The organism is Burkholderia aenigmatica, assembly GCF_902499175.1.
Classification (GTDB): domain Bacteria; phylum Pseudomonadota; class Gammaproteobacteria; order Burkholderiales; family Burkholderiaceae; genus Burkholderia; species Burkholderia aenigmatica.
The window spans coordinates 33204-59279 of sequence record NZ_CABVQC010000062.1 but is presented as its reverse complement, the minus strand read 5'-3'; the positions used below and the strand labels follow the sequence as shown (position 1 = coordinate 59279).

Sequence of the window (26076 nt, the reverse complement as noted above, 5' to 3'; positions counted from 1 at the left end):
CCACCACCATCTACGAAACTTGAATTCAGGAAAGATTCAAGTTTCTATCGGGGCGACAACTATTTTGCCGCGGGGGGCGATGCATGCGCTTCACGTCGACGTCGAGCATCACGGGCACGCCGCCGTGCGTGCCGATGGCCAGCGCAGTCCGGATGTCCGGCGAGATGCACGTGATGACGGGCGCCGCCAGTTCTTTCTTCCAGGTACGCATGACGCGCGGAGGCTATCCGGCCGCCATGCGAACCGGCTCCCTCGGATGCCCCATGTGGCTGGAAAGAGACAGCCTTCGGTCACGCTCGACGCACAACAATCCTTTGCCTGACACGCACATCGCCCGGTAATCGCGCGATCCTTGTGCATTCTGGCTTCCGGATTTTTCAATTGTTGCGATTTTCAATGCATTGAATTGCATTGACGCCTCTTTTATTGGAACCGGTTCCATATATAATCCGCGGCTCTTGTCGCCGGATCCGAAAGAGGGTCGTGCACGTCGCGCTTGCTGTCGGCAAACGTCGCGTCTAAGTTGAATGAGGGTCATGAGCGATGAGGGGCAAATGCGGGCAGATGCCGGTATTTGTCAGACGATAAGGCCCGCGAGAGGTCGACCCGTGCGGTGCAGCCTGAACTGGCGCGCTGCGCGGCTGCATGAAGGCGCTGCCGCGCGTTGCACGAGCGGTGCCTGCATCGAGGTTGTTCGCAACAGACGAAAGAACAGGACGGCCAGCCGCGTGCGGCACGGCTGCCATGCCGGACGTGCCGCATGCGGAGTGCGCGCGTCCGGGCCCCGATCCCCAACGATCAACATCCGACCATGTCCACGCCACCTGACAAACCCAACTCGCGCCGCCGTTTCCTGCGCACGTCGGTCGCGCTCGTGCCGATCGCGTCGGTCGCCGGCTGCGACCTGCGCTCGTCGTCGCAGTCCGCGACGACCGGCAACGCGCCCGGCGCATCGGCCAACGCCGAACGCGCTCCGTACAAGCCGACCTTCTTCGATGCGAAGGAATGGGCGTTCGTCCAGGCCGCCGTCGACCGGCTGATTCCGGCCGACGCCGAAGGCCCCGGCGCGCTCGAATCGGGCGTGCCTGATTTCATCGACCGCCAGATGGAGACGCCGTATGCGCACGGCGCGACCTGGTACATGCAGGGGCCGTTCCAGCAGGGCGTGCCCGAGCTCGGCTATCAGTTGAAGCTGGTGCCGCGCGACATCTACCGGCTCGGCATCGCGGCGGTCAATCGCTATTGCGAGAAGACCCACGGCAAGGCGTTCGCGGATCTCGACGCGCCGACGCGCGACACCGTGCTCGGCGCGCTGGAGAAGGGGGGCGCGCAGATCGACGACGTGCCGCCCGGCGTGTTCTTCGGCCAGCTGCTGCAGAACACGCGCGAAGGCTACTTCTGCGATCCGGTGCATGGCGGCAATCACGACATGGCTGCGTGGAAGATGATCGGCTTTCCGGGTGCGCGCGCGGACTTCATGGATTTCGTCAACCAGAGCGGCAAGCCCTATCCGTACGGCCCCGTCTCGATCAACGGGGAGCGCAGCTGATGGCCGCAGAGAAAAAGCCGCATGTCGATGCGGTGATCGTCGGCTTCGGCTGGACCGGCGCGATTCTCGCGAAGGAACTGACCGAAGCGGGCCTGAACGTCGTCGCGCTCGAGCGTGGCGAGTATCGCGACACCTATCCGGACGGCGCGTATCCGAACACGATCGACGAGCTGACCTACAACATCCGCAAGAAGCTGTTCCTCGACCTGTCGAAGACGACCGTGTCGATCCGCCACGGCCTGCAGGACACCGCGCTGCCGTACCGGCAACTCGCCGCGTTCCTGCCGGGCGAAGGCGTGGGCGGCGCGGGGCTGCACTGGTCGGGCGTGCATTTCCGGATCACGCCGGAAGAGCTGCGCCTGCGCAGCCATTATGAAGAGCGCTACGGCAAGAAGTTCATCCCGGAAGGAATGACGATCCAGGACACGGGCGTGACCTACGACGAACTCGAGCCGTATTTCGACTTCGCCGAGAAGGTGTTCGGCACGTCGGGGCAGGCGTACAAGGTCGGCGGCAAGGTGGTCGGCGACGGCAACGTGTTCGAAGCGAATCGCAGCGACAACTTCCCGCTGCCCGCGCAGCTCAATACCTATTCGGCGCAGCGTTTCTCCGACGCGGCCAAATCGCTCGGCCTGCATCCGTACCGGCTGCCGTCGGCGAACACGTCGGGGCCGTACACGAACCCGTACGGCGTGCAGATGGGCCCGTGCAACTTCTGCGGCTACTGCAGCGGCTACGCGTGCTACATGTACTCGAAGGCGTCGCCGAACCTGAACATCCTGCCCGCGCTGAAGCAGGCGCCGAACTTCGAGCTGCGCTCGAAGTGCCACGTGCTGCGCGTCGACCTCGACGACACGAAGAAGCGCGCGACGGGCGTCACCTACGTCGACCCGGCCGGGCGTGAAGTGCACCAGCCGGCCGATCTCGTGATCGTGGCCGCGTTCCAGTATCACAATGTGCATCTGCTGCTGCTGTCGGGCATCGGCAAGCCGTACGACCCGATCTCGGGCGAAGGCGTCGTGGGCCGCAATTTCGCGTACCAGAACCTGTCGACGATCAAGGCGTTCTTCGACAAGGACACCTACACGAACCCGTTCGTCGGCGCGGGCGGCAACGGCGTCGCGGTCGATGACTTCAACGCGGACAACTTCGACCACGGCCCGCTCGGCTTCGTCGGCGGCTCGCCGCTGTGGGTGAACCAGGCCGGCGTGAAGCCGATCAGCGGCATTGCGACGCCGCCCGGCACGCCGCAGTGGGGCTCGGCGTGGAAGAAGGCCGTCAAGGACAACTACGCGCACACGATTTCGATGGACGCGCACGGCACCAACATGTCGTACCGCGACGTCTATCTCGACCTCGATCCGACCTATCGCGATTCGTACGGCCAGCCGCTGCTGCGGATGACGTTCGACTGGAAGGACAACGACATCAAGATGGCGCAGTACGTGACCGGGCAGATGAAGAAGATCGCGGAGGCGATGGGCCCGAAGGCGATCGGCGTGTCGACGCGCGAGTTCGGCAAGCACTTCGATTCGCGCGCATACCAGACGACCCACCTCGTCGGCGGCGCGATCATGGGCACCGACCCGAAGACGAGCGTGCTGAACCGCTACCTGCAATGCTGGGACGTGCACAACGTGTTCGTGATGGGCGCATCGGCGCTGCCGCAGGGCATCGGCTACAACCCGACCGGGATCATCGCGGCGCTGGCCTACTGGTCGGCGCGTGCGATCCGCGAGCAATACCTGAAAAATCCCGCGCCACTGGTGACCGTATGAAGACGACGATGAACCACAACGTCGCGCGCCGGATGTCGCGCGCGCTGGCGGCCGGTGCGGCCTGGGCCGCGTTCGGCTTCGCGGGCTCGACGGCCTTCGCGCAGCCGGCAGCGCCCGCGGCGGCTTCCGGCCCGTCGGCCGCACCCGCGGCCCAATCCGCCGACGCGGCCCTGATCAAGCGCGGCGAATACCTCGCGCGAGCGGGCGACTGTATCGCGTGCCACACCGCGAGCGGCGGCAAGCCGTTCGCGGGCGGGCTGAAATTCGATACGCCGATCGGCGGGATCTATTCGACGAACATCACGCCGGATCCGAAAACGGGCCTGGGCGGCTGGACGGTCGAGGACTTCACGCGCGCGGTGCGCGAGGGCGTGCGCAAGAACGGCGACACGATGTATCCGGCCATGCCGTTCCCGTCGTATGCACGCCTGACCGACGACGACATGAAGGCGCTGTACGCGTACTTCATGCACGGCGTCGCGCCCGTCGAGCACGAGAACCGCGCGGTCGACATCGTGTGGCCGCTGTCGATGCGCTGGCCGCTCGGGATCTGGCGCAAGATGTTCGCGCCGACGCCGAAGCCGTTCGACGCGGCGCCGTACACCGATCCGGTGGTCGCGCGTGGCGCGTATCTCGTGCAGGGTCTCGGCCACTGCGGCGCGTGCCATACGCCGCGCGCGGTGACGATGCAGGAGCGTGCGCTGACGGATGCCGGCGGCCTCGACTTCCTGGCCGGCGGCGCGGCGATCGACGGCTGGGTGCCGACGAGCCTGCGCGGCGAGCCGCGCACGGGCCTCGGCACGTGGACGGAAACCGAGATCGTGCAGTTCCTGAAGACGGGCCGCACGCTGCGCACGGCCGCGTTCGGCGGGATGACGGACGTGGTCGGTCACAGCATGCAGCACATGACCGACGACGACCTGAACGCGATCGCACGCTACCTGAAGACGCTGCCGCCGCGCGTGCAGGGCGAACAGCCGCACGTGTACGACGCGGCTGCCGCGAAGGCGCTGCAGACCGGCGATGCAAGCAAGCCGGGCGCGGCCGTCTATCGCGACAACTGCATGGCCTGCCACCGCAGCGACGGCCATGGCTACACGCGCGTGTTCCCGGCGCTCGCCGGCAACCCGGTCGTGCAGGGTGACGATCCGACCTCGCTGATCCACGTCGTGCTGGAAGGCAGTGCGCTGGAGGGCACGCGTACCGCGCCGTCGACGTTCACGATGCCGCCGTTCGGCTGGCGCCTGTCGGACCAGGAAGTCGCGGACGTGTCGAACTTCGTGCGCGCGAGCTGGGGCAACACGGGGGCGCAGGTGACGGCCGCGCAGGTCGCGAAGGTGCGCAAGAGCGTGCCGTCGACCCGGCCCGAGCCGCCGCCGGGCGCGCGCTTCCCGCAAGCGTCGCGCTGACGGGGCGGTGGGGCGCCAGCCCCGCCGTCCGATGTGCTTCAAGGCGCCGCCGCACCCGCGCGGCGCCTTTCATTTCGCCGGGGTTGCACCCCGCAAAGGCGCGCCACCGCGTGAAATTTTCGCGGTGGCGCGCCATTTTTCCGCCTCATCCCTTATCCTTCGTTCTTGAACCTTACTAAATAGTTACAAGAACTCGGGAGGGGGGATGCCTCATGACGTCAGCCTGATTGCGTTGCTCGCGGCCGGTTTCGGTCTCGCGATGGTCTTCGGTTATTTCGCGTCACTGCTGAAAATGCCGCCGCTCGTCGGCTATCTGCTCGCCGGGATCGTCATCGGTCCCGGTACACCCGGTTTCGTCGGCGACCTGTCGCTCGCGCAGCAGCTCGCCGAAGTCGGCGTGATGCTGCTGATGTTCGGCGTCGGCCTGCATTTCTCGCTCGGCGATCTCCTCGCCGTGCGCAAGATCGCGCTGCCGGGCGCGATCGTCCAGATTACGGTGGCCACGCTGCTCGGCGGCGGGCTCGCGCTCACCTGGGGCTGGAGCGTCGGTGCGGCGCTCGTGTTCGGGCTGGCGCTGTCGGTCGCGAGCACCGTCGTGCTGCTGCGCGCACTCGAAGGGCGCGGGCTGGTCGAGACGGTCAACGGGCGCATCGCGGTCGGCTGGCTCGTCGTCGAGGATCTCGTGATGGTGCTCGTGCTGGTGCTGCTGCCGCCCGTCGCGGGGCTGCTCGGCGGCACGCCGCCCGGCGACGCGCATGCGGCCGGCGGCAGCGTGTGGAGCACGCTCGGCGTCACGATGCTGAAAGTCGCGGCGTTCATCGCATTGATGCTGGTGGTCGGCAAGCGCGTGTTTCCGCGCATTCTGTGGCTCGTCGCGCGCACGGGTTCGCGCGAGCTGTTCACGCTGTGCATGATCGCGGCCGCGGTCGGCATCGCGTTCGGCGCGGCGAAGCTGTTCGACGTGTCGTTCGCACTTGGCGCGTTCTTCGCCGGGATGATGATGCGCGAGTCGGAATTCAGCCGGCGCGCGGCCGACGAGACGCTGCCGTTGCGCGATGCGTTCTCGGTGCTGTTCTTCATTTCGGTCGGGATGCTGTTCGACCCGAAGATTCTGCTCGCGGAGCCGCTGCACGTGATCGAGGTTGCGGCGATCGTGCTGGTCGGCAAGACGCTCGCGGCGGTCGCGCTCGTGATCGCGTTCCGCTATCCGCTGAATACCGCGCTGACGGTCGGCGCGGGTCTCGCGCAGATCGGCGAGTTCTCGTTCATCCTCGCGGGGCTCGGCCGCGCGCTGGGGCTGCTGTCGGCCGAGGGGCAGAGCCTGATTCTGGCGGTTGCGCTGATCTCGATCGCGATGAATACGCTGCTGTTCGCGATGATCGATCCGGCGCTCGCGTGGATCCGCAAGCATTCGGCGTTCGCGCGCAAGCTCGAGGCCCGTGACGATCCGCTCGCCGCGCTGCCGATGTCGACGCCGCAGACGCACCTGACCGGGCAGGTCGTGATCGTCGGCTACGGCAAGGTCGGCACACGGATCGCGCACGCGCTGGACGAGCGCGGCATCGCGTATGTCGTCGTCGAGCAGAATCGCGAGCTCGTCGAGAAGCTGCGCGAGGAAGGCGTCGCGGCCGTGTCGGGCGATGCGATCGAGCCGATCGTGCTCGTGCAGGCACATATCGCGCGCGCCGGGATGCTGGTCGTCACGCTGCCCGACGTGTTCGACGTGCGGCAGATCGTCGAAATCTCGCGCACGCTCAACCCGACGCTCGAAGTCGTGCTGTGTACCAACAGCGGCGACGAGGCCGCGCTGCTGTCGAACGAGGGCATCGGCACCGTGTTCATGGGCGAGACCGAGCTCGCGCGCGGGATGACCGAGCACGTGCTCGGCCGGATGGTGAAGCCGGCTGCGGCCGCGCATTGACCGCACGCGGCATCGCGCCGCGCACCGGGCAGGGCGCGGCGGCCCGGGCGGCCGCCGGCCCCGCGTCTCGCTTCACGATCAGTAGAACGTCTCCAGCGTCAGTTCCTGCGCCATCACGCGATTGCCGGCCAGCAGGCCGCCGTCGACGGGCAGCGCGACGCCCGTGATGATCCGTGCGGCCGGCGAGCACAGAAACAGCGCGGCCTGCGCGACGTCGTCGGGCGTCGCGAAATCGTCGAGCGGATACCACTTCCTCAATTGCTCGAACACCTGCGGGTTGCGCTGCACGCGCGCTTCCCATGCGGGCGTCTTCACGGTGCCCGGCAGCACGATGTTCGCGCGCACGCCGTCGCGGCCGTATTCGATCGCCAGCGATTTCGTGTAGCTGATCAGCCCGGCCTTCGCCGCGCTGTACGCCGGATGCCCGAGCGCATGCACACCGTTGACCGAACCGATGATCGCGATCGCGCCGCGCCCGCGCGCGCGCATGCCGGGCAGCACGGCTTCGACGCTCACGTAGGTGGCCGTCAGGTTCGCGTCGAGATCCGTGCGCCAGGTGGCCGGCGTCGTGTCGCGCAGCGTGGTCGATGCGGCCGTGCCCGCGTTCGCGACGAGCACGTCGACTTGCGGATGCGATTCGAGCATCGAACGCAGCCGCTCGGCGTCGGTCAGGTCGTCGACGACCGGTGTCGCGCGCGCGTCGCCGAGCGTATCGAGGAAGCGGCTGAGCGCCGCGCGGTCGCGATCGAGCGCGAGCACGCGGTCGCCGGCCGCGAGGAAGGTGCGGCACAGCGCCTGGCCGATGCCGCCGGCGGCGCCCGTCACGAGGGTGGTGCGTGTCATGTCGGCTCCTTGAGGTGGCTCACAGACCGAGCGCGGCGCGCGCCTGTTTTTCGTTGTCGCGCGTGATCAGCGTGCCGGACGTCAGCACGAGCGGCGGCGGCGCCTGGTTCTTCGTGATCCAGTTGACCATGTTGACGCTCGTCTGGTAGCCGTGCTGGCGCGGATTCAGCAGGATCGAGCCGTAGAAACCCGTCGGCTTCGGCTTCGCGAATTCGTTGAGCGCGACCTGGCTGCCGTTGATGCCGACCGCGACCATCGCGTCGGCGCCGATGCCGCGCCCCTCGGCGGCGCGCACCGCGCCGACCGTCGTGTCGTCGTTCGAGCCGAACGCGACCCAGCGCTTGAAATTCGCATGCTTGGTGAGTGCGATGTTCGCCGCGTTGAATGCGCCTTCGGTGTCGGCCGTCATTTCGGGCGCGTCGATCACGTTCGCGGCCGGAAAGCCGGCGGCCTTGAGCGCGTCGACCGCGCCGGTCGTGCGCTCTTTCGCGGTCGGCAACTGGTCGTACGCGATCCGGATGATGCCGACCTCAGCCGGGTTCCAGCCGCGCCGCTTCGTCTCGTCCGCGATCGCCTGGCCGACCTGCTGGCCGATCTTGTACGCGGAGATGCCCATGTGCGGCACGCCCGGGAGCGGCGCGCCGTGGCCGTCGACGAGCTGATCGTCGACCGACATCAGCTTGATCCCCGCGCGCCTGGCCTTCGCGGCGATGCCGGGGCCGAGCTTCACGTCGGGTGCGCAGATGATCACGCCCTGCGCCTTTTGCGCGGCGAGGCTGTCGAGCGCGGTCGATACCTTTTCGCCGCTCGGCGTCGCGATCTTGATCAGCGTGAAGTGCTTTTCCTTCGCCGCCTGGTCGGCGAAGCGCCATTCGTCCTGGAACCACGGATCGTCCGGCTGTTTGACGAGGAAGCCGATTTTTACGTCGGCGGGGTCGGCGGCATGGGCGGGTACCCCGCCGACCAGTGCCGCGCTCGCAATGGCCAGTGCGAGCGTCTTCCAGTGGAATCGCATGCGTCTCTCTCCTTTGTTGTAGTCGCGCACGCGGGCAGGGCTGCCCGACGCGCGGAAAAATTGTAGGAGGAGGGAGCGGGAACGCTCAAATGATGCGCGGCGTTCCTAGAAAGTGGGACGGTGCCCGATGGCGGGGGTGTGTGTGGAGGCGACGAGGCTGTCGGGACATCACGCGAGCGTCGGGGGCCGGCGCGTCGCGCGAACTGCATCGATCATCCCGCCGCCGTGTTTGCCTGCGCCGGCGCTCTCGACGGCGCGGCCGTCTTCAGCGGCGAGGCAGTTTTCGGCGCCGCAGCCGTCCTGGCTGGTACAGCCGCTTTCGGCGCCGCCACCGTCTTCTGCGGCGCAACAGCCTTCGCCGGCGGCGTCCTTTCGGGCTCGACCGGCGCGTCGGGCGGCACGCCGAGCAACTGCAGCGAGCCGCTCGTGACCGACGCGAACACCGGGCCGGCCACCGTACCGCCGTAGTAGCCCTTGCCGCGCGGCTCGTCGATCATCACCGCGACGATCAGGCGCGGGTTGCTCATCGGCGCCATCCCCGCGAACAGCGCGCGGTACTTGCCCTTCGCATAGGTCGCGCCGACCTGCTTGCGCGCGGTACCCGTCTTGCCGCCGATCCGGTAGCCGTCGACGCGCGCGCGGCGCCCCGTGCCGCCTTCGCCGACTGCCATCTCGAGCATCGAGCGGATCGACGCGGCCGTTTGCGCCGACGTCACGCGGTGGCCGCGATGCGCGTCGATCGTCTGCTGGTCGGTGCCGTTCTTCAGCAGCGACACGGGGTGCAGCGTGCCGTCGCCCGCATAGGCCGTGTAGGTTTGCGCGATCTGCAGCAGCGACATCGACAGGCCGTAGCCGTACGCCATCGTCGCCTGTTCGATCGGCCGCCAGCGCTTGTAGCCGCGCAGCCGGCCCGACGCGACGCCCGGGAACGTCAGTTCCGGCGCGCGGCCGATCCCGTATTCCTGGTATTTGTTCCAGATCGTTTCGGCGGGCAGGTTCAGCGCGAGCTTCGCGAGCGCGACGTTACTCGACTTCTGCAGCGCCTGCGAGACCGTCAGCGAGCCGTGGTTCGACGTGTCGTGGATCACGGCCGGGCCGATCTTGTAGGTGCCCGGCGACGTGTTGATGATCGTGTTCGGCGTGACCTTGCGCTCGTCGATCGACAGCGCGACGACGAGCGGCTTGATCGTCGAGCCCGGTTCGAACGTGTCGATCACCGCGCGGTTGCGCAACTGCTGGCCGGTGAGGCGCGCGCGGTCGTTCGGGTCGAAGGTCGGGTAGTTCGCGAGCGCGAGGATCTCGCCGTTCTGCGCGTCGAGCACCACGACGCTGCCGGCCATCGCGTTGTTCTCGACCACGGCCGCCTTGAGCTGGCTGAACGCGAGCTGCTGGATGCGGCGGTCGATCGTCAGTTCGATCGTCGCGCCGTGCTGCGCAGGGACGAGCGGGCGCGTGTCCGACACGATGCGGCCGAGCCGGTCGCGAATCACCTCGCGCTGCCCGGAGGTGCCCACCAGGCGTGCATTCGCCGCGAGCTCGACGCCTTCCTGGCCCTTGTCCTCGATGTTGGTGAAGCCGACCACGTGCGCGGCCGATTCGCCTTCCGGGTAGAAGCGCTTCGAATCGGCGATCTGCGTGATGCCGTCGATCGCGAGCTTGTCGAGCTTGCCCGCGGTGTCCGCGTCGACCTGCCGCTTGAGCAGCACGAAGGTCTTGTCGTTGCCGAGGCGCCGCTTGACCTCGACGAGCGGCATGTCGAGCAGCTTCGAGATCTGCGGGTAGTCGGTGTCGGCAACCTGCTTCGGGTTCGCCCAGATTTCATAGGTCGACAGGCTGACGGCGAGCATCGCGCCATTGCGGTCGACGATGCTGCCGCGCGTCGCGTCGAGTTCGATCGTGCGCTGGTAGCGCTTCTGGCCCTGGCCGACGTAGAACTCCTTGTTCGCGACTTGCACCCAGAAGGCGCGGCCGATCAGCGCGGCGAACGCGAGGAACACGATGATCACGATCAGCTTCGAGCGCCACATCGGCAGGCGCGACGCGAGCATGGGGTTCTTGGTCGCGGCCGCGTACGGATCGGCGGGGTGGGTCTTCTTTTTCACGCTCATGCAATGGCCGGGTCGGGCCGCCGAAGGGCGGCTAGTCAGTCTGAATAATGCGATTGTAATAAATGAGTAAACACCGTGTGGGGAAAGTGTGTTCCGGCCCCGAGGAAAAGCGAGTGTCGGTGCGCCGGCAAAGAGCGGAATCGGGGAGGAAAGGCGGGGGATACGGCACTGCACCGACACGACGCAGCCGGCGATGCAAGGCGGGCGATTCGCTGCGTGTCGATCCGGGCGTGCGATTTCGGGGATAGCCGATGCCGGCCGTCCCCGGTGTGCGATCAATTGCCCGGATCGCGGTTATTTATTTGAACCGGAAAATGAAAACGCCCCGATATGGGGCGCCGTTAATGCTGAATATCGAAATGAATATCGTTGAAACCGGAATAAACCCGAAAACCGCAGACGAATTACATCGATAATTTCTATCTGGCGACGGAAATGAATTCATGGTATTCCGGCTCGCTGGTGCAACGATCGACGGCCTGCAGCCGCCACGCGCCGGGGTGATCGCCGGCGAGTACGGCGGGACCCTGTTCGCGCTGCGTTGCATCGAACGACAGTCCCTTCAGCTGGCACACGGCATTCCCGCCGTCGGCCGCGCAGAGCGCCATCGCGCCCTCGACATCGCGAACCTTGCCCCAGGTCGGAAGATCCATGCCCTGATGTGCCTCGCGCGACCACAGCCCCTCGTCGGTATCGACCCACAGTACCGCGAAGGAATGCCGGGTTGCCGATTCGCTGCCATTAATCCGAATGGTGAGGCGCATTGTGATCGTCTCCTAAAAAAATTGACACATTCGACCGTTTTGACTTGAACAGTCTAGATAGGCTGGTGTGAAACGCAAGTGATAAACCGCAATAAATCCGTATTGAGTTCATTGCGGTTTCAGATGGAACGACGTCTGACGATTCACGGTTATTACGGTGGCGCGCGCAAACACGCGCGCACCGGCGATCGCGGCCCCGATGGGGGCCGGGGCGATCATCGAGACATGGGATGACTTGGCCGCGAGGCGCGTCGATCTGTCGCGTGCGGCCGGCCGCGGAAACCGGGCTGACCGAGGCGGCACCGCACCGTCGGAAGGCGGCCCGATCGGATGTTGCGGCGTTTTGACGGCGCGGCCGGGACGACAGACTCCGACAATCGCGTACAAATCGGCACACTTTCACGAAACTTTCGGGACAGACTTGCCTGCGGTCGGGCCCCACACTGGGATCTTCCCGATCCAGTGCCGCGGACGCCCGTCCTCGGCGGCTGCCGCCGCCTCGTGCCAGAGACGCGATCGACGCGATCGCGGGCCGCACGCCCGATCGGGACTGCCGGGGCGCGCGTCAGGCCCCGGCCCGGCCGGTGAGCCGTGCGCAGCCCGCAACCGCGGGCGTCGCGCCGCCCGGCCGACTCTTCGAAGGAGACTATCGTGCTGATCTGGAAAACCGCGTTGTCGCTCAACTGGCGGACGAGCCTCGTGTCGCCGGCCAGCGCACCGGTCGCGGCGGCGAACGTCGGGCGGCTGGTGTTGACCGGCGCAACCGGCTTCATCGGCAGTACCGTACTGACGGCGCTCGTCAATGCGGGGCTGCTCGACCGCGTCGTCTGCGTCGTGCGTGCGCAGGATCGCGGCCACGCCGTCGCGCGGCTGCGCGAGGCGGCGCTGCGAGCGGGGCTGGCGCCGTACTGGGCGTCGCGCCTGACCGATGCGAACGTGATTGCCGGTGCGCTCGGCGACGTCTGGCAGGGCGCCGACGCGTCACGCCTCGCCGCCGCGACGCACGTGATTCACTGCGCGGGCCATGCGTCGCCGGCCGACGGCGCGCACCTGCGGGCCGACATCGCCGATGCGGTGCGCTTCGCCGAACGCTTCGCACGGGCGCCGCGCCTGCAGCGCTTCGTGTATGTCGGCACCGCCTACGCGCATGCGGGCCGCGGCGGGATCGTGCAGGAAGAGACGGCGGGCGACGCGGCGAACGACGTCGCGCGCGACGAGGACGGCTTGCCGGGCGCGGTGCTCGCGGCGGACTACCTGCACGCGAAGGCGCAGACCGAGCAGCGCCTGCGCGCGCTCGGGCTGCCGCTCGTCGTGGTGCGGCCGTCGCATGTGGTCGGCCACACGGTGCTCGGTACGCGACCCGCGCCAAATTCGTTCTGGATGTTCCGCCTGGCGCATGCCGCGCGCCGCTTCACCGCGCGGCCGATGACGCGTATCGATATCGTGTCGGTGGACGACGTGGCGCGCGCGACGATGCTGCTGGCCGTCAAGCCGACGCTCGCACACGACCTGTATCACGTGTCGGCCGGCGACGAGGCGCCGCAGGTCGCGCAGATCGTGCGTGCGATGGACGAGGCGGCGGGGATGACCGGCGCGCCGCGCTACGCGGCGTGCGCGCCGGCCGAGTTGCCGCTCGTGGTGCGCGATGTGCTCGGGCGGACCGATCCGGCCCTCGAGCGCGTGATCGGCCGGGCACTGCAGCGTTGCGGGGAATTCGCGACGGTCGATCGCGTGTTCGACAACCGCCGCGTGCGCGACGAAATCGATTTCGAGCCGTTGCCGTTCATCGACTACGTCGAGGAGTGCATGCGCACGTCGCGCGGCGTGGCCGTGACCGAGCTGATGCGCGGCGCGGTGCACTGATCGCCCGCGCTGCACCGGCCCCCGTTTCCGCCGCTGGCGGGAACGGGGGCCGTCGTCACGTGTTGCCGCCGAGCTCGATGAGCCGGTCGAGCGCGCGATAGATGTCTTCGAGGCCGTCCTGGCCGAACCGCGACTCGAGCTGCCGATACTGCTCGTCGATCCGCGGACCGATTTCCGTGACCAGTTTCCTGCTTTGCGGCGTCAGGCTGACCAGCAGCCGGCGCTGATCTTCCTGTGCGCGCGTGCGCGTGATCAGGCCGTCGCGCTCCATCCGTTCCAGCACGCCCGTGAGGCTCGGGCTGAGGATGCAGCAGCGTCGCGCGATCTGTCCCGCTTCGAGCGCATGCGCCGGTTCGCCGTCGAGCACGCGGATGATCCGCCATTGCTGTTCGGTCAGCGCGAATTCCTTGAGAATGGGGCGAAACAGACCCATCAGCGTTTCGCGGGCCTCGAGCAGCAGCATGGCCAGGTTGCGATGGTCGAGCGTACGGTTCATCGGGGTGAGCAGTGGACGGGGACGCATCAATCTTAACAGCCGCCGGTAGTGAATTTCGCATATCAGGGTAATCGAGGTTGCCAGCGCCCGATTGTTTACTTAAGATGTTAACTATTGACGATGCGCCGCGACGCGCGGCAGGGGAATGACGCATGGAGCTGTCTTGCACGACCGCCGCGGCGCCGCCGTTGCCGGTCGCCATCGGTACCGTCTACGGTGCGCTGCTCAACGAGCGCGCGGCGCTCGACGCGCTCGGCGATGCCGTGAACGCGCCGCCTTACGGCCGCCCGCCGCAGGCGCCGATCCTGTACATCAAGCCCGCCAATACGCATGCGGCCGACGGCGCGGCCGTCGTCGTGCCGGCCGGCGTCGACGCGCTGGAGATCGGCGCGTCGGTGGCCGTGGTGTTTTCGCGCCGCGCGTCCCGCGTGCCGGCCGAACGGGCGCTCGACTACGTGCACGGCTTCACGCTCGCGAGCGACGTGTCGGTGCCGCATCCCGATTACTACCGTCCGGCCGTGCGCTTCAAGTGCCGCGATGGCTTCTGCCCGCTGGGCCCGGCCATCGTGCCGGCCGCCGCGCTGGGCGATGTCGACGCGATCGGCCTGACCGTGCGGATCGACGGCGCGGTGGCCGTGTCTGCCTCGACTGCCACGCTGATTCGCCCCGTGTGCGAACTGATCGCCGACGTGACGGCGTTCATGTCGTTCGACGCGGGCGACGTGCTGTTGCTCGGCGTCGCGGGCGGCGCACCGCGCGCCCGTGCGGGCAGCACGATCGAGATTTCGGCCGCCGGCATCGGCACGTTGCGGCATACGCTGATTGCGGAGGAAGCACGATGAAGACGGCGCGCGTGATCTACAACGGCGCACTGCATGCGGCCGAACCGGCCGGCGACGGCACGATCCGCCTCGATACGGGGCGCGTGGTGGCCGAGGATGGGGTGGCATGGCTGCCGCCCGTCGCGCCGCGCACGACGTTCGCGCTCGGCCTGAACTACGCCGACCACGCGAAGGAACTCGCGTTCAAGGCGCCGAGCGAACCGCTGATCTTCCTGAAGGGGCCGAACACGTTCATCGGCCACCGGTCGCGCACTGTGCGCCCGGCGGATGCGACCCACATGCATTACGAGTGCGAGCTGGCCGTCGTGATCGGCCGTCCGGCGCGCAACGTGAGCCGTGCGCAGGCGATTGACTATGTAGCCGGTTACACGGTCGCGAACGACTACGCGATCCGCGACTATCTCGAGAACTACTACCGCCCGAACCTGCGCGTGAAGAACCGCGACACCTGCACGCCGCTCGGGCCGTGGTTCGTCAGCCGCGACGAGATCGGCGACGCGGGCGACCTGACGCTGCGCACGACGGTGAACGGCCAGGAGACGCAGCGCGGCAGCACGCGCGACATGATCTTCGACGTGCCGGCGCTGATCGAGCACATCAGCGGCTTCATGACGCTCTCGCCGGGCGACCTGATCCTGACCGGCACGCCCGAGGGGCTGGCGGATACGAAGCCGGGCGACGAGGTCGTCACCGAGATCGAAGGGATTGGCCGGCTCGTGAACACGATCGTCGGCGAAGCAGACTACTATCGCGCCGGCTGAGCCCGTCGCCCAAGGAGAGAGCATGACCATCAAGCACTGGATCGACGGCCGCGAAGTCGAAAGCCGCGAGACGTTCACGACGCTGAATCCCGCGACGGGCGACGTGATCACCGACGTCGCATCGGGCGGCGAGGCCGAAGTCGACGCGGCCGTGCGCGCCGCGAAGGAAGCGTTCCCGAAATGGGCGAACACGCCCGCCAAGGAGCGCGCGAAGCTGATGCGCAAGCTCGGCGAGCTGATCGAGAAGAACGTGCCGATGCTCGCGGCGCTGGAGACGCAGGACACCGGCCTGCCGATCGCGCAGACGAGCAAGCAGCTGATCCCGCGCGCGTCGGAGAACTTCAACTTCTTCGCGGAAGTGTGCGTGCAGATGAACGGGCGCACCTATCCGGTCGACGACCAGATGCTGAACTACACGCTGTACCAGCCGGTCGGCGTGTGCGCGCTGGTGTCGCCGTGGAACGTGCCGTTCATGACCGCGACGTGGAAGACGGCGCCGTGCCTCGCGCTCGGCAACACGGCCGTGCTGAAGATGTCGGAGCTGTCGCCGCTGACGGCCGACCAGCTCGGCCGCCTCGCGCTCGAAGCCGGCATCCCGCCGGGCGTGCTGAACGTCGTGCAGGGCTATGGCGCGACGGCCGGCGATGCGCTGGTGCGCCATCCGGACGTGCGTGCGGTGTCGTTCACCGGCGGCACCGTCACCGGCAAGCGGATCATGGAGCGCGCCGGTCTCAAGAAGTATTCGATGGAACTCGGCGGCAAGTCGCCGGTGCTGATTTTCGACGACGCCGATTTCGACCGCGCGCTCGATGCGTCGCTGTTCACGATCTTCTCGATCAACGGCGAACGCTGCACGGCCGGCTCGAGGATCTTCGTGCAGCGTACGATCTACGATCGCTTCGTGCAGGAATTCGCGCGCCGCGCGAACAACCTGATCGTTGGCGATCCGTCCGATCCGGCCACGAATCTCGGCGCGATGATCACGCGTCAGCACTGGGAGAAGGTGACGGGCTATATCCGCATCGGCGAGCAGGAAGGCGCGCGCGTGGTCGCGGGCGGCGCGGACAAGCCGGCGGGCCTGCCCGACCATCTGCGCAACGGCAACTTCGTGCGGCCGACCGTGCTGGCCGACGTCGACAACCGGATGCGCGTCGCGCAGGAAGAGATCTTCGGGCCGGTCGCGTGCATTATCCCGTTCGCGGACGAAGACGAAGGGTTGCGGCTCGCGAACGACACGGCGTACGGCCTCGCGTCGTACATCTGGACACAGGACGTCGGCAAGGTGCATCGCCTCGCGCGCGGCATCGAAGCCGGGATGGTGTTCGTGAACAGCCAGAACGTGCGCGACCTGCGACAGCCGTTCGGCGGCGTGAAGGAGTCGGGCACCGGGCGCGAGGGCGGCGAGTACAGTTTCGAGGTGTTCGCGGAGATCAAGAACGTGTGCATCTCGATGGGTTCGCACCACATTCCGCGCTGGGGCGTGTAACGCTTGGGTCGTCGGGCAGCACGGAAGAACCATACGGAGACTTGAACGATGGGCAAACTGTCCCTCGCCGCGAAGATCACGCACGTGCCGTCGATGTACCTGTCGGAATTGCCCGGCAGGCATCACGGCTGCCGCGAAGCGGCGATCCGCGGCCATCAACTGATCGGCGAGCGCTGCCGCGCGCTCGGCGTCGACACGATCGTCGTGTCGGACGTGCACTGGCTCGTCAACGCTGGCTATCACGTGAACTGCAATGCGCAGTTCTCGGGCACGTACACGAGCAACGAGCTGCCGCATTTCATCCGCGACATGAAGTACGCGTATCCGGGCAACCCGGCGCTCGGCCAGTTGATCGCCGAGACGGCCAGCGAGCGCGGGATCGCAACGCGCGCGCACGAGATCGACAGCCTCGAACTCGAATACGGCACGCTCGTGCCGATGCGTTACATGAACGCCGACCAGCACTTCAAGGTCGTGTCGATCGCCGGCTGGTGCATGTGGCATCAGCTCGACGAAAGCCGGCGCTTCGGCGAGGCGCTGCTCGAAGCAATCGAGAAGAGCGATTCGAACGTCGCGTTCCTCGCGAGCGGGTCGCTGTCGCATCGCTTCAACGACAACGGCAGCCCCGAGGAATCGATCCACCAGATCAGCCGCGAATTCTTCCGGCAGGTCGACCTGCGCGTGGTCGAGCTGTGGAAGCAGGGCGATTTCAAGACCTTCTGCGCGATGCTGCCCGAGTACAACACGCATTGTCACGGCGAAGGCGGGATGCACGACACCGCGATGCTGCTCGGCTTGCTCGGCTGGGATCGCTACGATAAACCCGTCGAGATCGTCACCGACTATTTCGCGAGTTCGGGTACCGGGCAGATCAATGCGATCTTTCCGTTGTCCTGATCACCACGCCACGCATTCGACAGGAGACTCGCCATGCCCCATATCGTCGTCGAATACACCGCGAACATCCGCGACGACGCGCGTATTCCCACGCTGCTGCGCACGATCAACGAAACGCTGATCGCGCAGGGCGGCGTGTTCCCGACGGGCGGCATCCGCTCGCGCGCGATCGAACTGCACGACTACTGCGTCGCCGATGGCACGGAGGACGACGCATTCGTCCACGTGACGCTGAAGATCGGCTCGGGCCGCACCGACGCGCAGAAGAAGGCCGCGTGCGACGCGCTGTTCGACGCGGTCAAGGTGCATTTCGCGGCGCTGTACGCGAAACGCTACCTCGCGCTGTCGATGGAACTGACCGAGTTCAGCGAAAGCGGCTCGTACAAGCACAACAACATCCATGCCCGCTACAAGCGGGCCGGCTGAACCCCATTCCCGATCCGACCATGCTCGAACCCGCCATCATCGACCAGCTCGCGCAGCGTCTGCACGACGCCGAGCGCGAACGCAAGCAGATCCGCCAGATCTCGCTCGACCATCCCGACATCACGATCGACGACGCGTATGCGATCCAGCGCGCGTGGGTGGCCCTCAAGCTCGCGGAAGGCCGCACGCTGAAGGGGCACAAGATCGGCCTCACGTCGAAGGCGATGCAGAATACGTCGCAGATCGACGAGCCCGACTACGGCGCGCTGCTCGACGACATGTTCTTCGCCGACGGCGGCACGATTCCCACCGGCCGCTTCATCGTGCCGCGCGTCGAGGTCGAGCTCGCGTTCGTGCTCGGCAAGCGGCTCACCGGCCCGAACTGCACGATCTTCGACGTGTACGACGCGGTTGATTATGTCGTGCCGGCGCTCGAGATCATCGACGCGCGCAGCCAGTCGATCGACCCCGACACGAAACGGCCGCGCAAGGTGTTCGACACGATCGCGGACAACGCCGCGAACGCGGGCGTCGTGATCGGCGGGCGGCCCGTGAAGCCGCAGGACGTCGACCTGCGCTGGGTCGCGGCGATCATGTCGCGCAACGGCGTGGTCGAGGAAACGGGCGTCGCGGCCGGCGTGCTGAACCATCCGGCGAACGGGGTCGTGTGGCTCGCGAACCGGCTGTCGCGCTTCGACGTCGCGCTGGAGCCGGGGCAGGTCGTGCTCGGCGGGTCGTTCACGCGGCCGTGCGCGGCGCGGCCGGGCGATACGTTCAGCGTCGACTACGGCCCGCTCGGGACGATCCAGTGCTACTTCGAATGAGGTGAGCGAACGATGCAGATTCCTTCGAATGTCTTCAAGGCCGCGCTTGCACGCGGCGACGCGCAGGTCGGGCTGTGGCTCGGGCTCGCGAATCCGTACAGTGCCGAAGTGGTTGCGGGTGCCGGTTTCGACTGGCTGCTGATCGACGGCGAGCATGCGCCGAACACGGTACCGACGATCCTCGCGCAACTGCAGGCGATCGCGCCGTATCCGTCGCATCCGGTCGTGCGCGTGCCGTGGAACGATCCGGTGATCGTCAAGCAGGTGCTCGACCTCGGCGCGCAGACGTTGCTCGTGCCGATGGTGCAGAGCGCGGATGAAGCGCGCGCGGCGGTGGCGGCGACGCGTTATCCGCCGCATGGCATTCGTGGTGTCGGCAGTGCGCTGGCGCGTGCGTCGCGGTGGAATCGTATTGGCGACTACCTGCATCGCGCGAACGACGAGATGGCCGTGCTCGTGCAGGTCGAGACGCGGGCGGGGCTTGACGCGATCGATGCGATTGCGCGGGTCGAGGGTGTCGATGGCGTGTTCATCGGACCGGCCGATCTGGCCGCTGACCTCGGGCATCTCGGCAATCCGGGGCACCCGGACGTGCAGGCCGCGATCGACGGCGCGATCCGGACGATCAAGGCGGCCGGCAAGGCGCCGGGCATTCTGAGCGCGGACGAGGCGGCCGCGCGGCGCTATCTGGAAGCGGGGGCGTTGTTCGTCGCGGTCGGGGTGGATACGACGCTGCTGGCGAGGAGTGCGGAGCGGTTGGCTGCGCAGTTCAAGGGGAAGGGCGGCGAGGCCGTGAAGAAGGGGGATGGGACGTATTGAATGAAGCGGGTGTGGTCGATGTAATGAGGGTTCTATCGAGTTTCGACTATTTCGAATAATGTGACGTCATTCCGAAACCCTCGATTGGATAGCGCGATGCCCCATACCACGACCCCCGACATGATCTTGCCCGTCGAGCGCGAGATGTAGGCGGCTGTCGAAGGGCAGCGCACGCTGGCGGTTCATCTCGCAACGCGAACCGATACGCAGCGCATTCTGATTTTTGACGACGAAAATCACGCGCATCAGGTTGATCTCCCGACATCCGCACTACTTCTGTTGGTGGATATCCTCGTGGAGTTGGCCGACGGCAATGTGGTCAAGGTCGTCCCCGTCCATGCGGAATTGACGACCCCGGAAGCGGCAGACTTGCTCAACCTCTCGCTCGTCCACACCTGATCAAGCTGCTTGAATCGAATGCGTTGCCATATCACCGGACAGGCAGGCGTCGATGCATACGTTCTTCCGATCTGATGCGCTACAAGATGGAGCGCGATCAGGCGAGCGTCGATGCAATGAATGAGTTGAGCAAACCGGCACAGGAACTGCGAATGGGCTACGAGCGACGAGTTCGTCGTTTGCAGTTGTCTACAATGGTCTGGAAGGATTGCGTTTCACCATCTGGCCTGTGATGGGCAAGTGCGACAAGTGCTTCTGCAGGTTTCTTGTGACTTGCCGTTGAGATACGTGGTAGGTGGGCGGTATTGTTAGGCTTTGTTCGGCATTGTAAGGTCGAGGATTCTACAATCCGAGTGACAGCATGACGCGCTATAAAGATAGGATTCCATACTTCAAGATCAACAAGCTCATGTGGAGATGGAAGCTATGCGAGGGGGACGATGGGGGCTTCCCTGCGTGTCATGTCGGCCTGTCAATGTCAATGGCTCCCCCGGTGAAGAGGTCGCCAGTCAATCCATCGACGTTTGTTGCGCGGGCCGACAAGCGGGATTCGCTCGATAAGATGGTGGACGACATCGAAAGGATCGCGAATACATTTTCACGCTTCAAGAAATGGTTGGATACGCCTGATCCGCCCAAGCAACCGAAACCGGCGGAGAAGGAAAAGGAGGTGCTGCCTTTCGATATTCAGCAAATCCCCGACGCCATGCGCAAAGAACATATGCCAGTTTCGGCGAAACTGATGGAGCGATGGTTTTCGGGAGAGCTTAACTACTCGAAGACGCCAAAGGATCAGCAGAACGAGATTAACCAAAATGGCGAACTCTACCCTGAGTCGATGGTCGATCGAACCACCATCAAAATAGATTGGGTTCTTAGGCATGCGCGTGCAAAAAAGCAATACGATAATCTCATAAATTCCGCTATATATAACCCGCGTGCATATGAGATCCTTAAGGACATTCTTGGTCGCTACAGTAATCGCGGGGACGTATCACCCTGGGCGGTAAGCGGAAACGATATCCGAAAACTGCACAAGAAATTCCAGTTTCAGCGAGCGGCGGTAGAGAGCTCCTTTGAACAAAAAGCATTGCAGGCTGTTCGGCGATTTCCGGAAGGTGGTGTTCCCGACGACCTAACAGGCGCGTTGGGGGCATTCAATATTTATGCTGCGGTGGCTCGCGTTACTTTCGATGCTGAAAATAACAGCGCGACGGTTACGCATATTGTCGTATATGTGAGAGATGGTTATTCCTTCGAGGGGCCTACGGATTCACGGTCACAGTATCTAGGCCATTGGGGAAAAGGTGGCGTAATAATCGTGCCGATTTACGCAGCGGCGAATCTCGCGGATCAGCCGTGGTTTGATTTTCCCATAGTGGCAGGTGGCACGGCCGCAAATCTCAATGAGCCTGGGAAAACTTACTATCCGGTTCGGAATCGCTCGTTCCGAGAGTGGCAAATTAAATATCTCCGAGGTGGAGATTTCATAATTTTTTCCGACTATAAGCCAATCATGCTGGCTAAGCCAATAACGGTGTATTTTGAATGAACGGATTGGCGACTGCTATGCAAGGAGCGGAGATTGTTGTGCTCGCGGAAATTGTGGCGTTTGCGGTAATTACATATCTTCTGATGGTTGTTTTGTGCGGGATGTCGCATAAAGAGGGGTGTGCCACACGAATGAAATCGAGAGTGAAGACGCTAGGTTTCGCTCTGGTATTTGTCGCTTTGCTGTGCTGGGCCGGTTCTTACTATCAGGATGCGCGCATACGTGCCCATGCGACACAGTTTGATATCGAGCGATCGAGGAACGATGGCGGCCGCTACACGGCGCAATACGCGTACCTGGGAAGAAATCGGATCCTTTTGCGACTCTATCGGACATCCGATATGCGATTACTTGCCGAGCGGACTTATGAGTATCCGGATGCCGTCCGCTTGGTGTGGACCAAGGAATCCTTGATATTCGATACGGCTGTTGATAGTGATGGCGAGATTAAGCTTCCGCCTACACATTTCGATCGATTCACGGCTATGTTGCCGTAGCTGTCGGTGATAGGGCAAAGAAGACGTCCCGGGCCCGTGAAGCCGCTTCGTGATTTTCTAGTGTGGCTAGATGCTAAAGCGTACACATTCTCGACGAGTGCGCTTCCTGCGCAATCGTTCCAATTTGCTCGGCGAGTAGCTTGAGCAGACATCATTTCTGATGGATCGGGTGATGCCCAATGCAGGTATCTCGATAACCTGCAACGCCAGGGCATGGTTCAGACTTGCAAGGTGCTCAAAGCCTATCGGCATATCCATTGGACTGCTGTTGCGCGATGAGTTGGTTCGATGCGATACGGGAATTACTCGCTATGCCGCGCTTGGAGTCGGCGGCCCATCCTCCATATACCTCCCCGGCGTCGTCCCCAACGCACGCCGGAACATGTCGATGAACGCGCTCACGTTGTCATACCCGAGATCGAGCGCGATCGTCGTCACCGGCGCGCCGTCGGCGATTCTCTCCAGCGCCCGCAGCAGCCTGGCCTGCTGACGCCACTGAGCGAACGTCAGCCCCGTCTCCGCGACGAAGCGGCGGCTCATCGTCCGCGCGCTGATGCCGGCCCATTCGGCCCATTCCTCCAGCCGCCGGTTGTCGGCGAGATCCGCGGCGAGCGCATCGGTGATCTTGATGAGCCGCGGATCCTGCGGCCGCACCAGCCCCAGCGCCTCGACCTCCGATGACGCGATTTCATCGAGGATCACGTCGGCGATCCGCGTCTGCGCCGCATCCAGATCCGCATCATCCCAGCTCGCCGCACGCTGCACGGCTTCGTGCAGCAGCGGCGTCGTGCGGATCGCACGCGGCGTATCCGGCAGTGCCGCGCAGCGAGCTTCGGCGACGAACGCCGACCAGCCGGCAATCGGCCCGAACGAGCGCAACGAATGTCGGCAATGCGGCGGAATCCAGATCGCGTGGATCGCCGGCACGACCCAGTCCCGATCATCGAGACCGATCGTCAGCAGCCCGCTCAGCGCACCGACGAGCTGGCCGCGCGCATGCGAGTGGGGTGGCGTCACGCGCGGGTCGCGTTGCGACAAGACGGCCGCGACGACGAACGGCCCGTCGTCGGACTTGATGAATCGGGCGGGCAGGAGCGGATCGGACATGGCCGGATATCGATATCGAATGGCCGTTATACCGGAGATCGGCCGGATTCGCACGCCTACACTGCGTCCATCGATGACAACCGGAGTACGACACGATGCGAGCCGAACAGATGCTTCCCGACCACGCCGACCGGATCGAGACCGGCGGAACGACGATCCGCAAGGGCACCGTCGGCGCGTTCCTGGTCAACGCGCGGGTGCTGACCGACCCGAACGCCGCATCCGCCGACCGGGCGCGCGCGGAAGCCGACACGATCGACGCGTTGCCCGCGTTGCGCGCACTTGGCCTGTTCGACGTGCTGGACGTCCGCGATCCCGTGCTGCGCGCGTGGCTCGATGCGCGATGACGCGCACCGGAACCGTCGATCGAGATCCCCGATTCAAGGAGTCACCATGAAAGCAGCAGTCGTGACGGGCGCCGGCGAGCGTCCCGTCCATATGGAATTCGAGGCACCGCGTGCGACGCCTGGCCACCGCCTGATCGACGTGACGGCGTCCGCGCTGAGCCGGATCGCGCAGGCGCGTGCGTCCGGCACGCATTACTCGTCGGACGGACGTTATCCGTTCGTCGTCGGCGTCGACGGTGTCGGCCGCCTCGACGACGGGCAGCGCGTCTATTTCTTCGGGTCGCCTGCACCGTTCGGTGCGATGGCCGAGCGTACGATCACGCCCGATACGCGGTGCGTGCCGCTGCCCGACGGGCTCGACGACGTCACGGCCGCGGCGATCGCGATTCCCGGGATGTCGTCGTGGGCCGCGCTGACCGAGCGTGCGGGGCTCGTCGCGGGCGAGACGGTGCTCGTCAATGGCGCGACGGGCGCATCGGGGCGGCTGGCGGTGCGGATCGCGAATCATCTCGGCGCCGCGAAGGTGATCGCGACCGGCCGCAACGCGGGTGCGCTGCAGGCATTGCTGAGCGCGGGCGCGGATGCCGTCGTGTCGCTGCAGCAGGACGATGCGTATCTGGCGCGCGCGCTCGAGCCGCATTTCCGTGCCGGCGTGGACGTCGTGCTCGACTATTTGTGGGGGAGCTGCGCGCAGGCATTGCTGGTGGCTGCCGCGAAGGCGACGCCCGACGGGCGCCGGCTGCGTTTCGTGCAGATCGGTTCGATAGGCGGCGCGGACGTGCGGTTGCCGGGCGCGGTGCTGCGGGCGACGGCCATCGAGCTGATGGGCAGCGGCCTCGGCAGTGTGTCGCTGCCGCGCCTGCTGGCCTCGGTGCGCGGCGTATTCGACGCGGTCGGGCCGGCGGGGCTGGCAATCGAGACGCGCACGGTGCCGCTGTCGGCTGTCGGCGAACACTGGAGCGATGCGAGCAGTCTCGTTCGCCCGGTGTTTACGATGCGCGACGGCGCGTGACCGCATCGCGGAGCGACGGCATGTCGCAATTGTGCCGACCATTACGGCAGGTGCATTTCACGGGGTGAGGGGGCACAACGATTGCAAAGGCGCCTTCGGTTTTCCGCGGCGCGCTTGTGGGCCAGGGGTGGCGACCGCCGCGCGCGTGAAGTCAGGTATGGCAGTCGCGGCCGCGCGTGTCATCCGGGCGGTGGCCTTTGCCCGACGTGTCGGAGCGAGCGCTGGAACCGGCACCGGACATGGCGAGCCCGATCTACTTTCCTTCCGGCTCCGGAGGCGGTTGATACGGCTCGCATCCGTTGCGATATGCCTCCGACGGCGGACTATGATGCGCTTCGTCCATCCATCCCAGGTTGAACTGGGTATGACTGTAATCGCACGCCAACGTCGGCTGGCCGGCCACCGTTCTGGTGTCCGCGGTCGCGGTATCCAGTTTGAGTATCGATGACGGAAACGTGATATCAGCCAACGCAATCTGCCAGTGGCCCAGGGGCGTCTTGTCCTGCTGCGACTCCGCCGCCTGGCCGGCTATGACCCGATAGCCAATCGGCCTCGTCACGGTTGAAACGTAATACAACGCCATTGGCCGGTGCAGACGCGCGTCGTCGCTGTCGAAACGAAACAGCTTGCTGGGAATAAACAGGTCGGTTGGGTGCTTTTTCCCGTCCGACTTGAAGTTCGGCTGGTTGGAAAAAATCCATTGGTGATCGTCGTCGTAAATCACCAACTGAACGTCGATATCCGCCGGGTAGACGATGTCGTTGAAATCTTCAAGCTGTGTATAGCGATTGGGTATCGCTTTACTGGAGACCAGTTCTGTCGGGATGGCGAATGTGATTTCGGGATAATGGCCGAACGTCCCCATGAAACGATACCGGGTTCCGGGGACATAAGCGGAGAGCGGGCGGCGCATCGGCGCGTTCAGGTCCTGGACGCGCCAGCTGATCAGGTTTGCATCAAGAAGGGGCTTCCAGTCGGGGCGCGTGCCGTGCTTCAAGGCAACCAGCTTTTGCCGGCGACACCCTTGTTTCGGATGATCGCATTCCTGATACAGATAAAGGCTGATGCCGTCGTTTTCCAGTGTCAACCACGGACGCGGATCATCGGGAATGCTGTATACCGCGCCGTATTTCGATGTTGTAAAGTGCGGCACGATCAAGGGCGGGCAGCCGGCCAGCGACGCACAGGCCGGAATCAGCACAAGCCATTTGGCGCTTTGAAAAATTGTTGATTTAAATAATCCGCGTTCACCAGTCGTCATATTTATCGTCGTTCGGAGCGGTATCTTCGATTTTGAGGCGCATTTTAATCGATCTGCTAGATTGGATGCGATTTTGTATCGCGATGCCGCCATTCTCCGA

Annotated in this window: 25 protein-coding genes and 1 pseudogene; 17 read left to right on the top strand and 9 right to left on the bottom strand. The window is 65.3% G+C overall.

Translation table 11 applies throughout. The features are described 5' to 3' along the window. Positions 1–25 precede the first annotated feature (25 nt). Positions 26–211 (bottom strand): hypothetical protein, encoded by a 186-nt coding sequence (locus BDO18943_RS32785; protein WP_175025554.1) that lies wholly within the window; start codon positions 209–211, stop codon positions 26–28. A 600-nt stretch (positions 212–811) separates the two neighbouring features. Here BDO18943_RS32785 and BDO18943_RS32780 point away from each other — a divergent pair. The 4 genes from BDO18943_RS32780 to BDO18943_RS32765 all read left to right on the top strand — a co-directional run bounded on the left by BDO18943_RS32780 (position 812) and on the right by BDO18943_RS32765 (position 6657). Then, positions 812–1549, top strand: coding sequence for a gluconate 2-dehydrogenase subunit 3 family protein (locus BDO18943_RS32780; RefSeq protein WP_043183503.1), 738 nt, complete (start codon positions 812–814; stop codon positions 1547–1549). Continuing rightward, positions 1549–3327, top strand: a complete 1779-nt coding sequence (locus BDO18943_RS32775; protein WP_043183504.1) for a GMC family oxidoreductase — start codon at positions 1549–1551, stop codon at positions 3325–3327. The genes BDO18943_RS32780 and BDO18943_RS32775 overlap by 1 nt, the downstream gene beginning before the upstream one ends. Then, entirely contained in the window at positions 3324–4736 is a 1413-nt protein-coding gene (locus BDO18943_RS32770; protein WP_175025553.1) for a c-type cytochrome, read from the top strand. Before BDO18943_RS32775 ends, BDO18943_RS32770 begins: the two co-directional genes overlap by 4 nt. A gap of 205 nt (positions 4737–4941) precedes the next feature. Further along, complete coding sequence (locus BDO18943_RS32765) at positions 4942–6657, top strand: cation:proton antiporter domain-containing protein (RefSeq protein ID WP_043183507.1); 1716 nt, start codon at positions 4942–4944, stop codon at positions 6655–6657. 78 nt (positions 6658–6735) lie between these two features. Here the strand turns inward: BDO18943_RS32765 and BDO18943_RS32760 are convergent, their stop codons facing one another. The 4 genes from BDO18943_RS32760 to BDO18943_RS32745 all read right to left on the bottom strand — a co-directional run bounded on the left by BDO18943_RS32760 (position 6736) and on the right by BDO18943_RS32745 (position 11387). After that, the gene (locus BDO18943_RS32760; RefSeq protein WP_089453118.1) at positions 6736–7500 is read right to left on the bottom strand and encodes an SDR family oxidoreductase; all 765 of its coding nucleotides are present in this window, start codon (positions 7498–7500) and stop codon (positions 6736–6738) included. A gap of 19 nt (positions 7501–7519) precedes the next feature. Beyond that, positions 7520–8515 (bottom strand): arabinose ABC transporter substrate-binding protein, encoded by a 996-nt coding sequence (locus BDO18943_RS32755; protein ID WP_175025552.1) that lies wholly within the window; start codon positions 8513–8515, stop codon positions 7520–7522. A gap of 212 nt (positions 8516–8727) precedes the next feature. After that, complete coding sequence (locus BDO18943_RS32750; protein WP_175025551.1) at positions 8728–10623, bottom strand: peptidoglycan D,D-transpeptidase FtsI family protein; 1896 nt, start codon at positions 10621–10623, stop codon at positions 8728–8730. A 419-nt stretch (positions 10624–11042) separates the two neighbouring features. Further along, positions 11043–11387, bottom strand: a complete 345-nt coding sequence (locus tag BDO18943_RS32745) for a DUF3564 family protein (protein ID WP_122946872.1) — start codon at positions 11385–11387, stop codon at positions 11043–11045. Positions 11388–12038: 651 nt separating this feature from the next. Here BDO18943_RS32745 and BDO18943_RS32740 point away from each other — a divergent pair. Further along, entirely contained in the window at positions 12039–13250 is a 1212-nt protein-coding gene (locus tag BDO18943_RS32740; RefSeq protein WP_175025550.1) for an SDR family oxidoreductase, read from the top strand. 55 nt (positions 13251–13305) lie between these two features. Here BDO18943_RS32740 and hpaR read toward each other — a convergent pair whose 3' ends face one another. Continuing rightward, positions 13306–13746, bottom strand: a complete 441-nt coding sequence (hpaR, locus tag BDO18943_RS32735; RefSeq protein WP_048245409.1) for a homoprotocatechuate degradation operon regulator HpaR — start codon at positions 13744–13746, stop codon at positions 13306–13308. Positions 13747–13898: 152 nt separating this feature from the next. Between hpaR and BDO18943_RS32730 the strand changes: the two genes are divergently transcribed. The 7 genes from BDO18943_RS32730 to hpaI are packed head-to-tail and all read left to right on the top strand — an operon-like array spanning position 13899 to position 19801. Further along, complete coding sequence (locus tag BDO18943_RS32730; RefSeq protein ID WP_175025549.1) at positions 13899–14588, top strand: fumarylacetoacetate hydrolase family protein; 690 nt, start codon at positions 13899–13901, stop codon at positions 14586–14588. Next, positions 14585–15349 carry a fumarylacetoacetate hydrolase family protein gene (locus BDO18943_RS32725; RefSeq protein WP_175025548.1) on the top strand — a complete coding sequence of 255 codons (765 nt, stop codon included), beginning with the start codon at positions 14585–14587 and terminating at the stop codon, positions 15347–15349. Before BDO18943_RS32730 ends, BDO18943_RS32725 begins: the two co-directional genes overlap by 4 nt. A gap of 22 nt (positions 15350–15371) precedes the next feature. Beyond that, complete coding sequence (gene hpaE / locus BDO18943_RS32720) at positions 15372–16835, top strand: 5-carboxymethyl-2-hydroxymuconate semialdehyde dehydrogenase (RefSeq protein WP_175025547.1); 1464 nt, start codon at positions 15372–15374, stop codon at positions 16833–16835. A gap of 48 nt (positions 16836–16883) precedes the next feature. After that, positions 16884–17732 carry a 3,4-dihydroxyphenylacetate 2,3-dioxygenase gene (hpaD, locus tag BDO18943_RS32715; protein ID WP_175025546.1) on the top strand — a complete coding sequence of 283 codons (849 nt, stop codon included), beginning with the start codon at positions 16884–16886 and terminating at the stop codon, positions 17730–17732. 33 nt (positions 17733–17765) lie between these two features. Beyond that, positions 17766–18158, top strand: a complete 393-nt coding sequence (locus tag BDO18943_RS32710; protein WP_175025545.1) for a 5-carboxymethyl-2-hydroxymuconate Delta-isomerase — start codon at positions 17766–17768, stop codon at positions 18156–18158. A 20-nt stretch (positions 18159–18178) separates the two neighbouring features. After that, positions 18179–18982, top strand: a complete 804-nt coding sequence (gene hpaH, locus BDO18943_RS32705) for a 2-oxo-hept-4-ene-1,7-dioate hydratase (RefSeq protein ID WP_175025544.1) — start codon at positions 18179–18181, stop codon at positions 18980–18982. 12 nt (positions 18983–18994) lie between these two features. Further along, positions 18995–19801, top strand: a complete 807-nt coding sequence (hpaI, locus tag BDO18943_RS32700) for a 4-hydroxy-2-oxoheptanedioate aldolase (RefSeq protein WP_175025543.1) — start codon at positions 18995–18997, stop codon at positions 19799–19801. 66 nt (positions 19802–19867) lie between these two features. Here hpaI and BDO18943_RS42805 read toward each other — a convergent pair whose 3' ends face one another. Continuing rightward, on the bottom strand, positions 19868–20047 hold the full coding sequence (locus BDO18943_RS42805; RefSeq protein WP_235996249.1) for a hypothetical protein: 180 nt from the start codon (positions 20045–20047) through the stop codon (positions 19868–19870). Between BDO18943_RS42805 and BDO18943_RS32695 the strand changes: the two are divergent. The 3 genes and pseudogenes from BDO18943_RS32695 to BDO18943_RS32685 all read left to right on the top strand — a co-directional run. Continuing rightward, a pseudogene (locus BDO18943_RS32695) lies at positions 19976–20364 on the top strand (helix-turn-helix domain-containing protein); the annotation flags it as partial. The gene BDO18943_RS42805 and the pseudogene BDO18943_RS32695 sit on opposite strands and share 72 nt — an antisense overlap. 197 nt (positions 20365–20561) lie before the next feature. Then, positions 20562–21752: a DUF6402 family protein gene (locus BDO18943_RS32690; RefSeq protein WP_175025542.1), complete on the top strand. Its 1191-nt coding sequence runs from the start codon at positions 20562–20564 to the stop codon at positions 21750–21752. After that, positions 21749–22249 carry a hypothetical protein gene (locus BDO18943_RS32685; protein WP_235996248.1) on the top strand — a complete coding sequence of 167 codons (501 nt, stop codon included), beginning with the start codon at positions 21749–21751 and terminating at the stop codon, positions 22247–22249. Before BDO18943_RS32690 ends, BDO18943_RS32685 begins: the two co-directional genes overlap by 4 nt. Before the next feature lie 309 nt (positions 22250–22558). Here the strand turns inward: BDO18943_RS32685 and BDO18943_RS32680 are convergent, their stop codons facing one another. Next, entirely contained in the window at positions 22559–23356 is a 798-nt protein-coding gene (locus BDO18943_RS32680) for an AraC family transcriptional regulator (RefSeq protein ID WP_175025541.1), read from the bottom strand. Between the two features lie 95 nt (positions 23357–23451). Between BDO18943_RS32680 and BDO18943_RS32675 the strand changes: the two genes are divergently transcribed. Continuing rightward, the gene (locus BDO18943_RS32675) at positions 23452–23703 is read left to right on the top strand and encodes a hypothetical protein (RefSeq protein WP_175025540.1); all 252 of its coding nucleotides are present in this window, start codon (positions 23452–23454) and stop codon (positions 23701–23703) included. 46 nt (positions 23704–23749) lie between these two features. Further along, positions 23750–24715 carry a quinone oxidoreductase family protein gene (locus BDO18943_RS32670; protein WP_175025539.1) on the top strand — a complete coding sequence of 322 codons (966 nt, stop codon included), beginning with the start codon at positions 23750–23752 and terminating at the stop codon, positions 24713–24715. Positions 24716–24968: 253 nt separating this feature from the next. Here BDO18943_RS32670 and BDO18943_RS32665 read toward each other — a convergent pair whose 3' ends face one another. Further along, the gene (locus BDO18943_RS32665) at positions 24969–25976 is read right to left on the bottom strand and encodes a hypothetical protein (RefSeq protein WP_175025538.1); all 1008 of its coding nucleotides are present in this window, start codon (positions 25974–25976) and stop codon (positions 24969–24971) included. Positions 25977–26076: the final 100 nt, after the last annotated feature.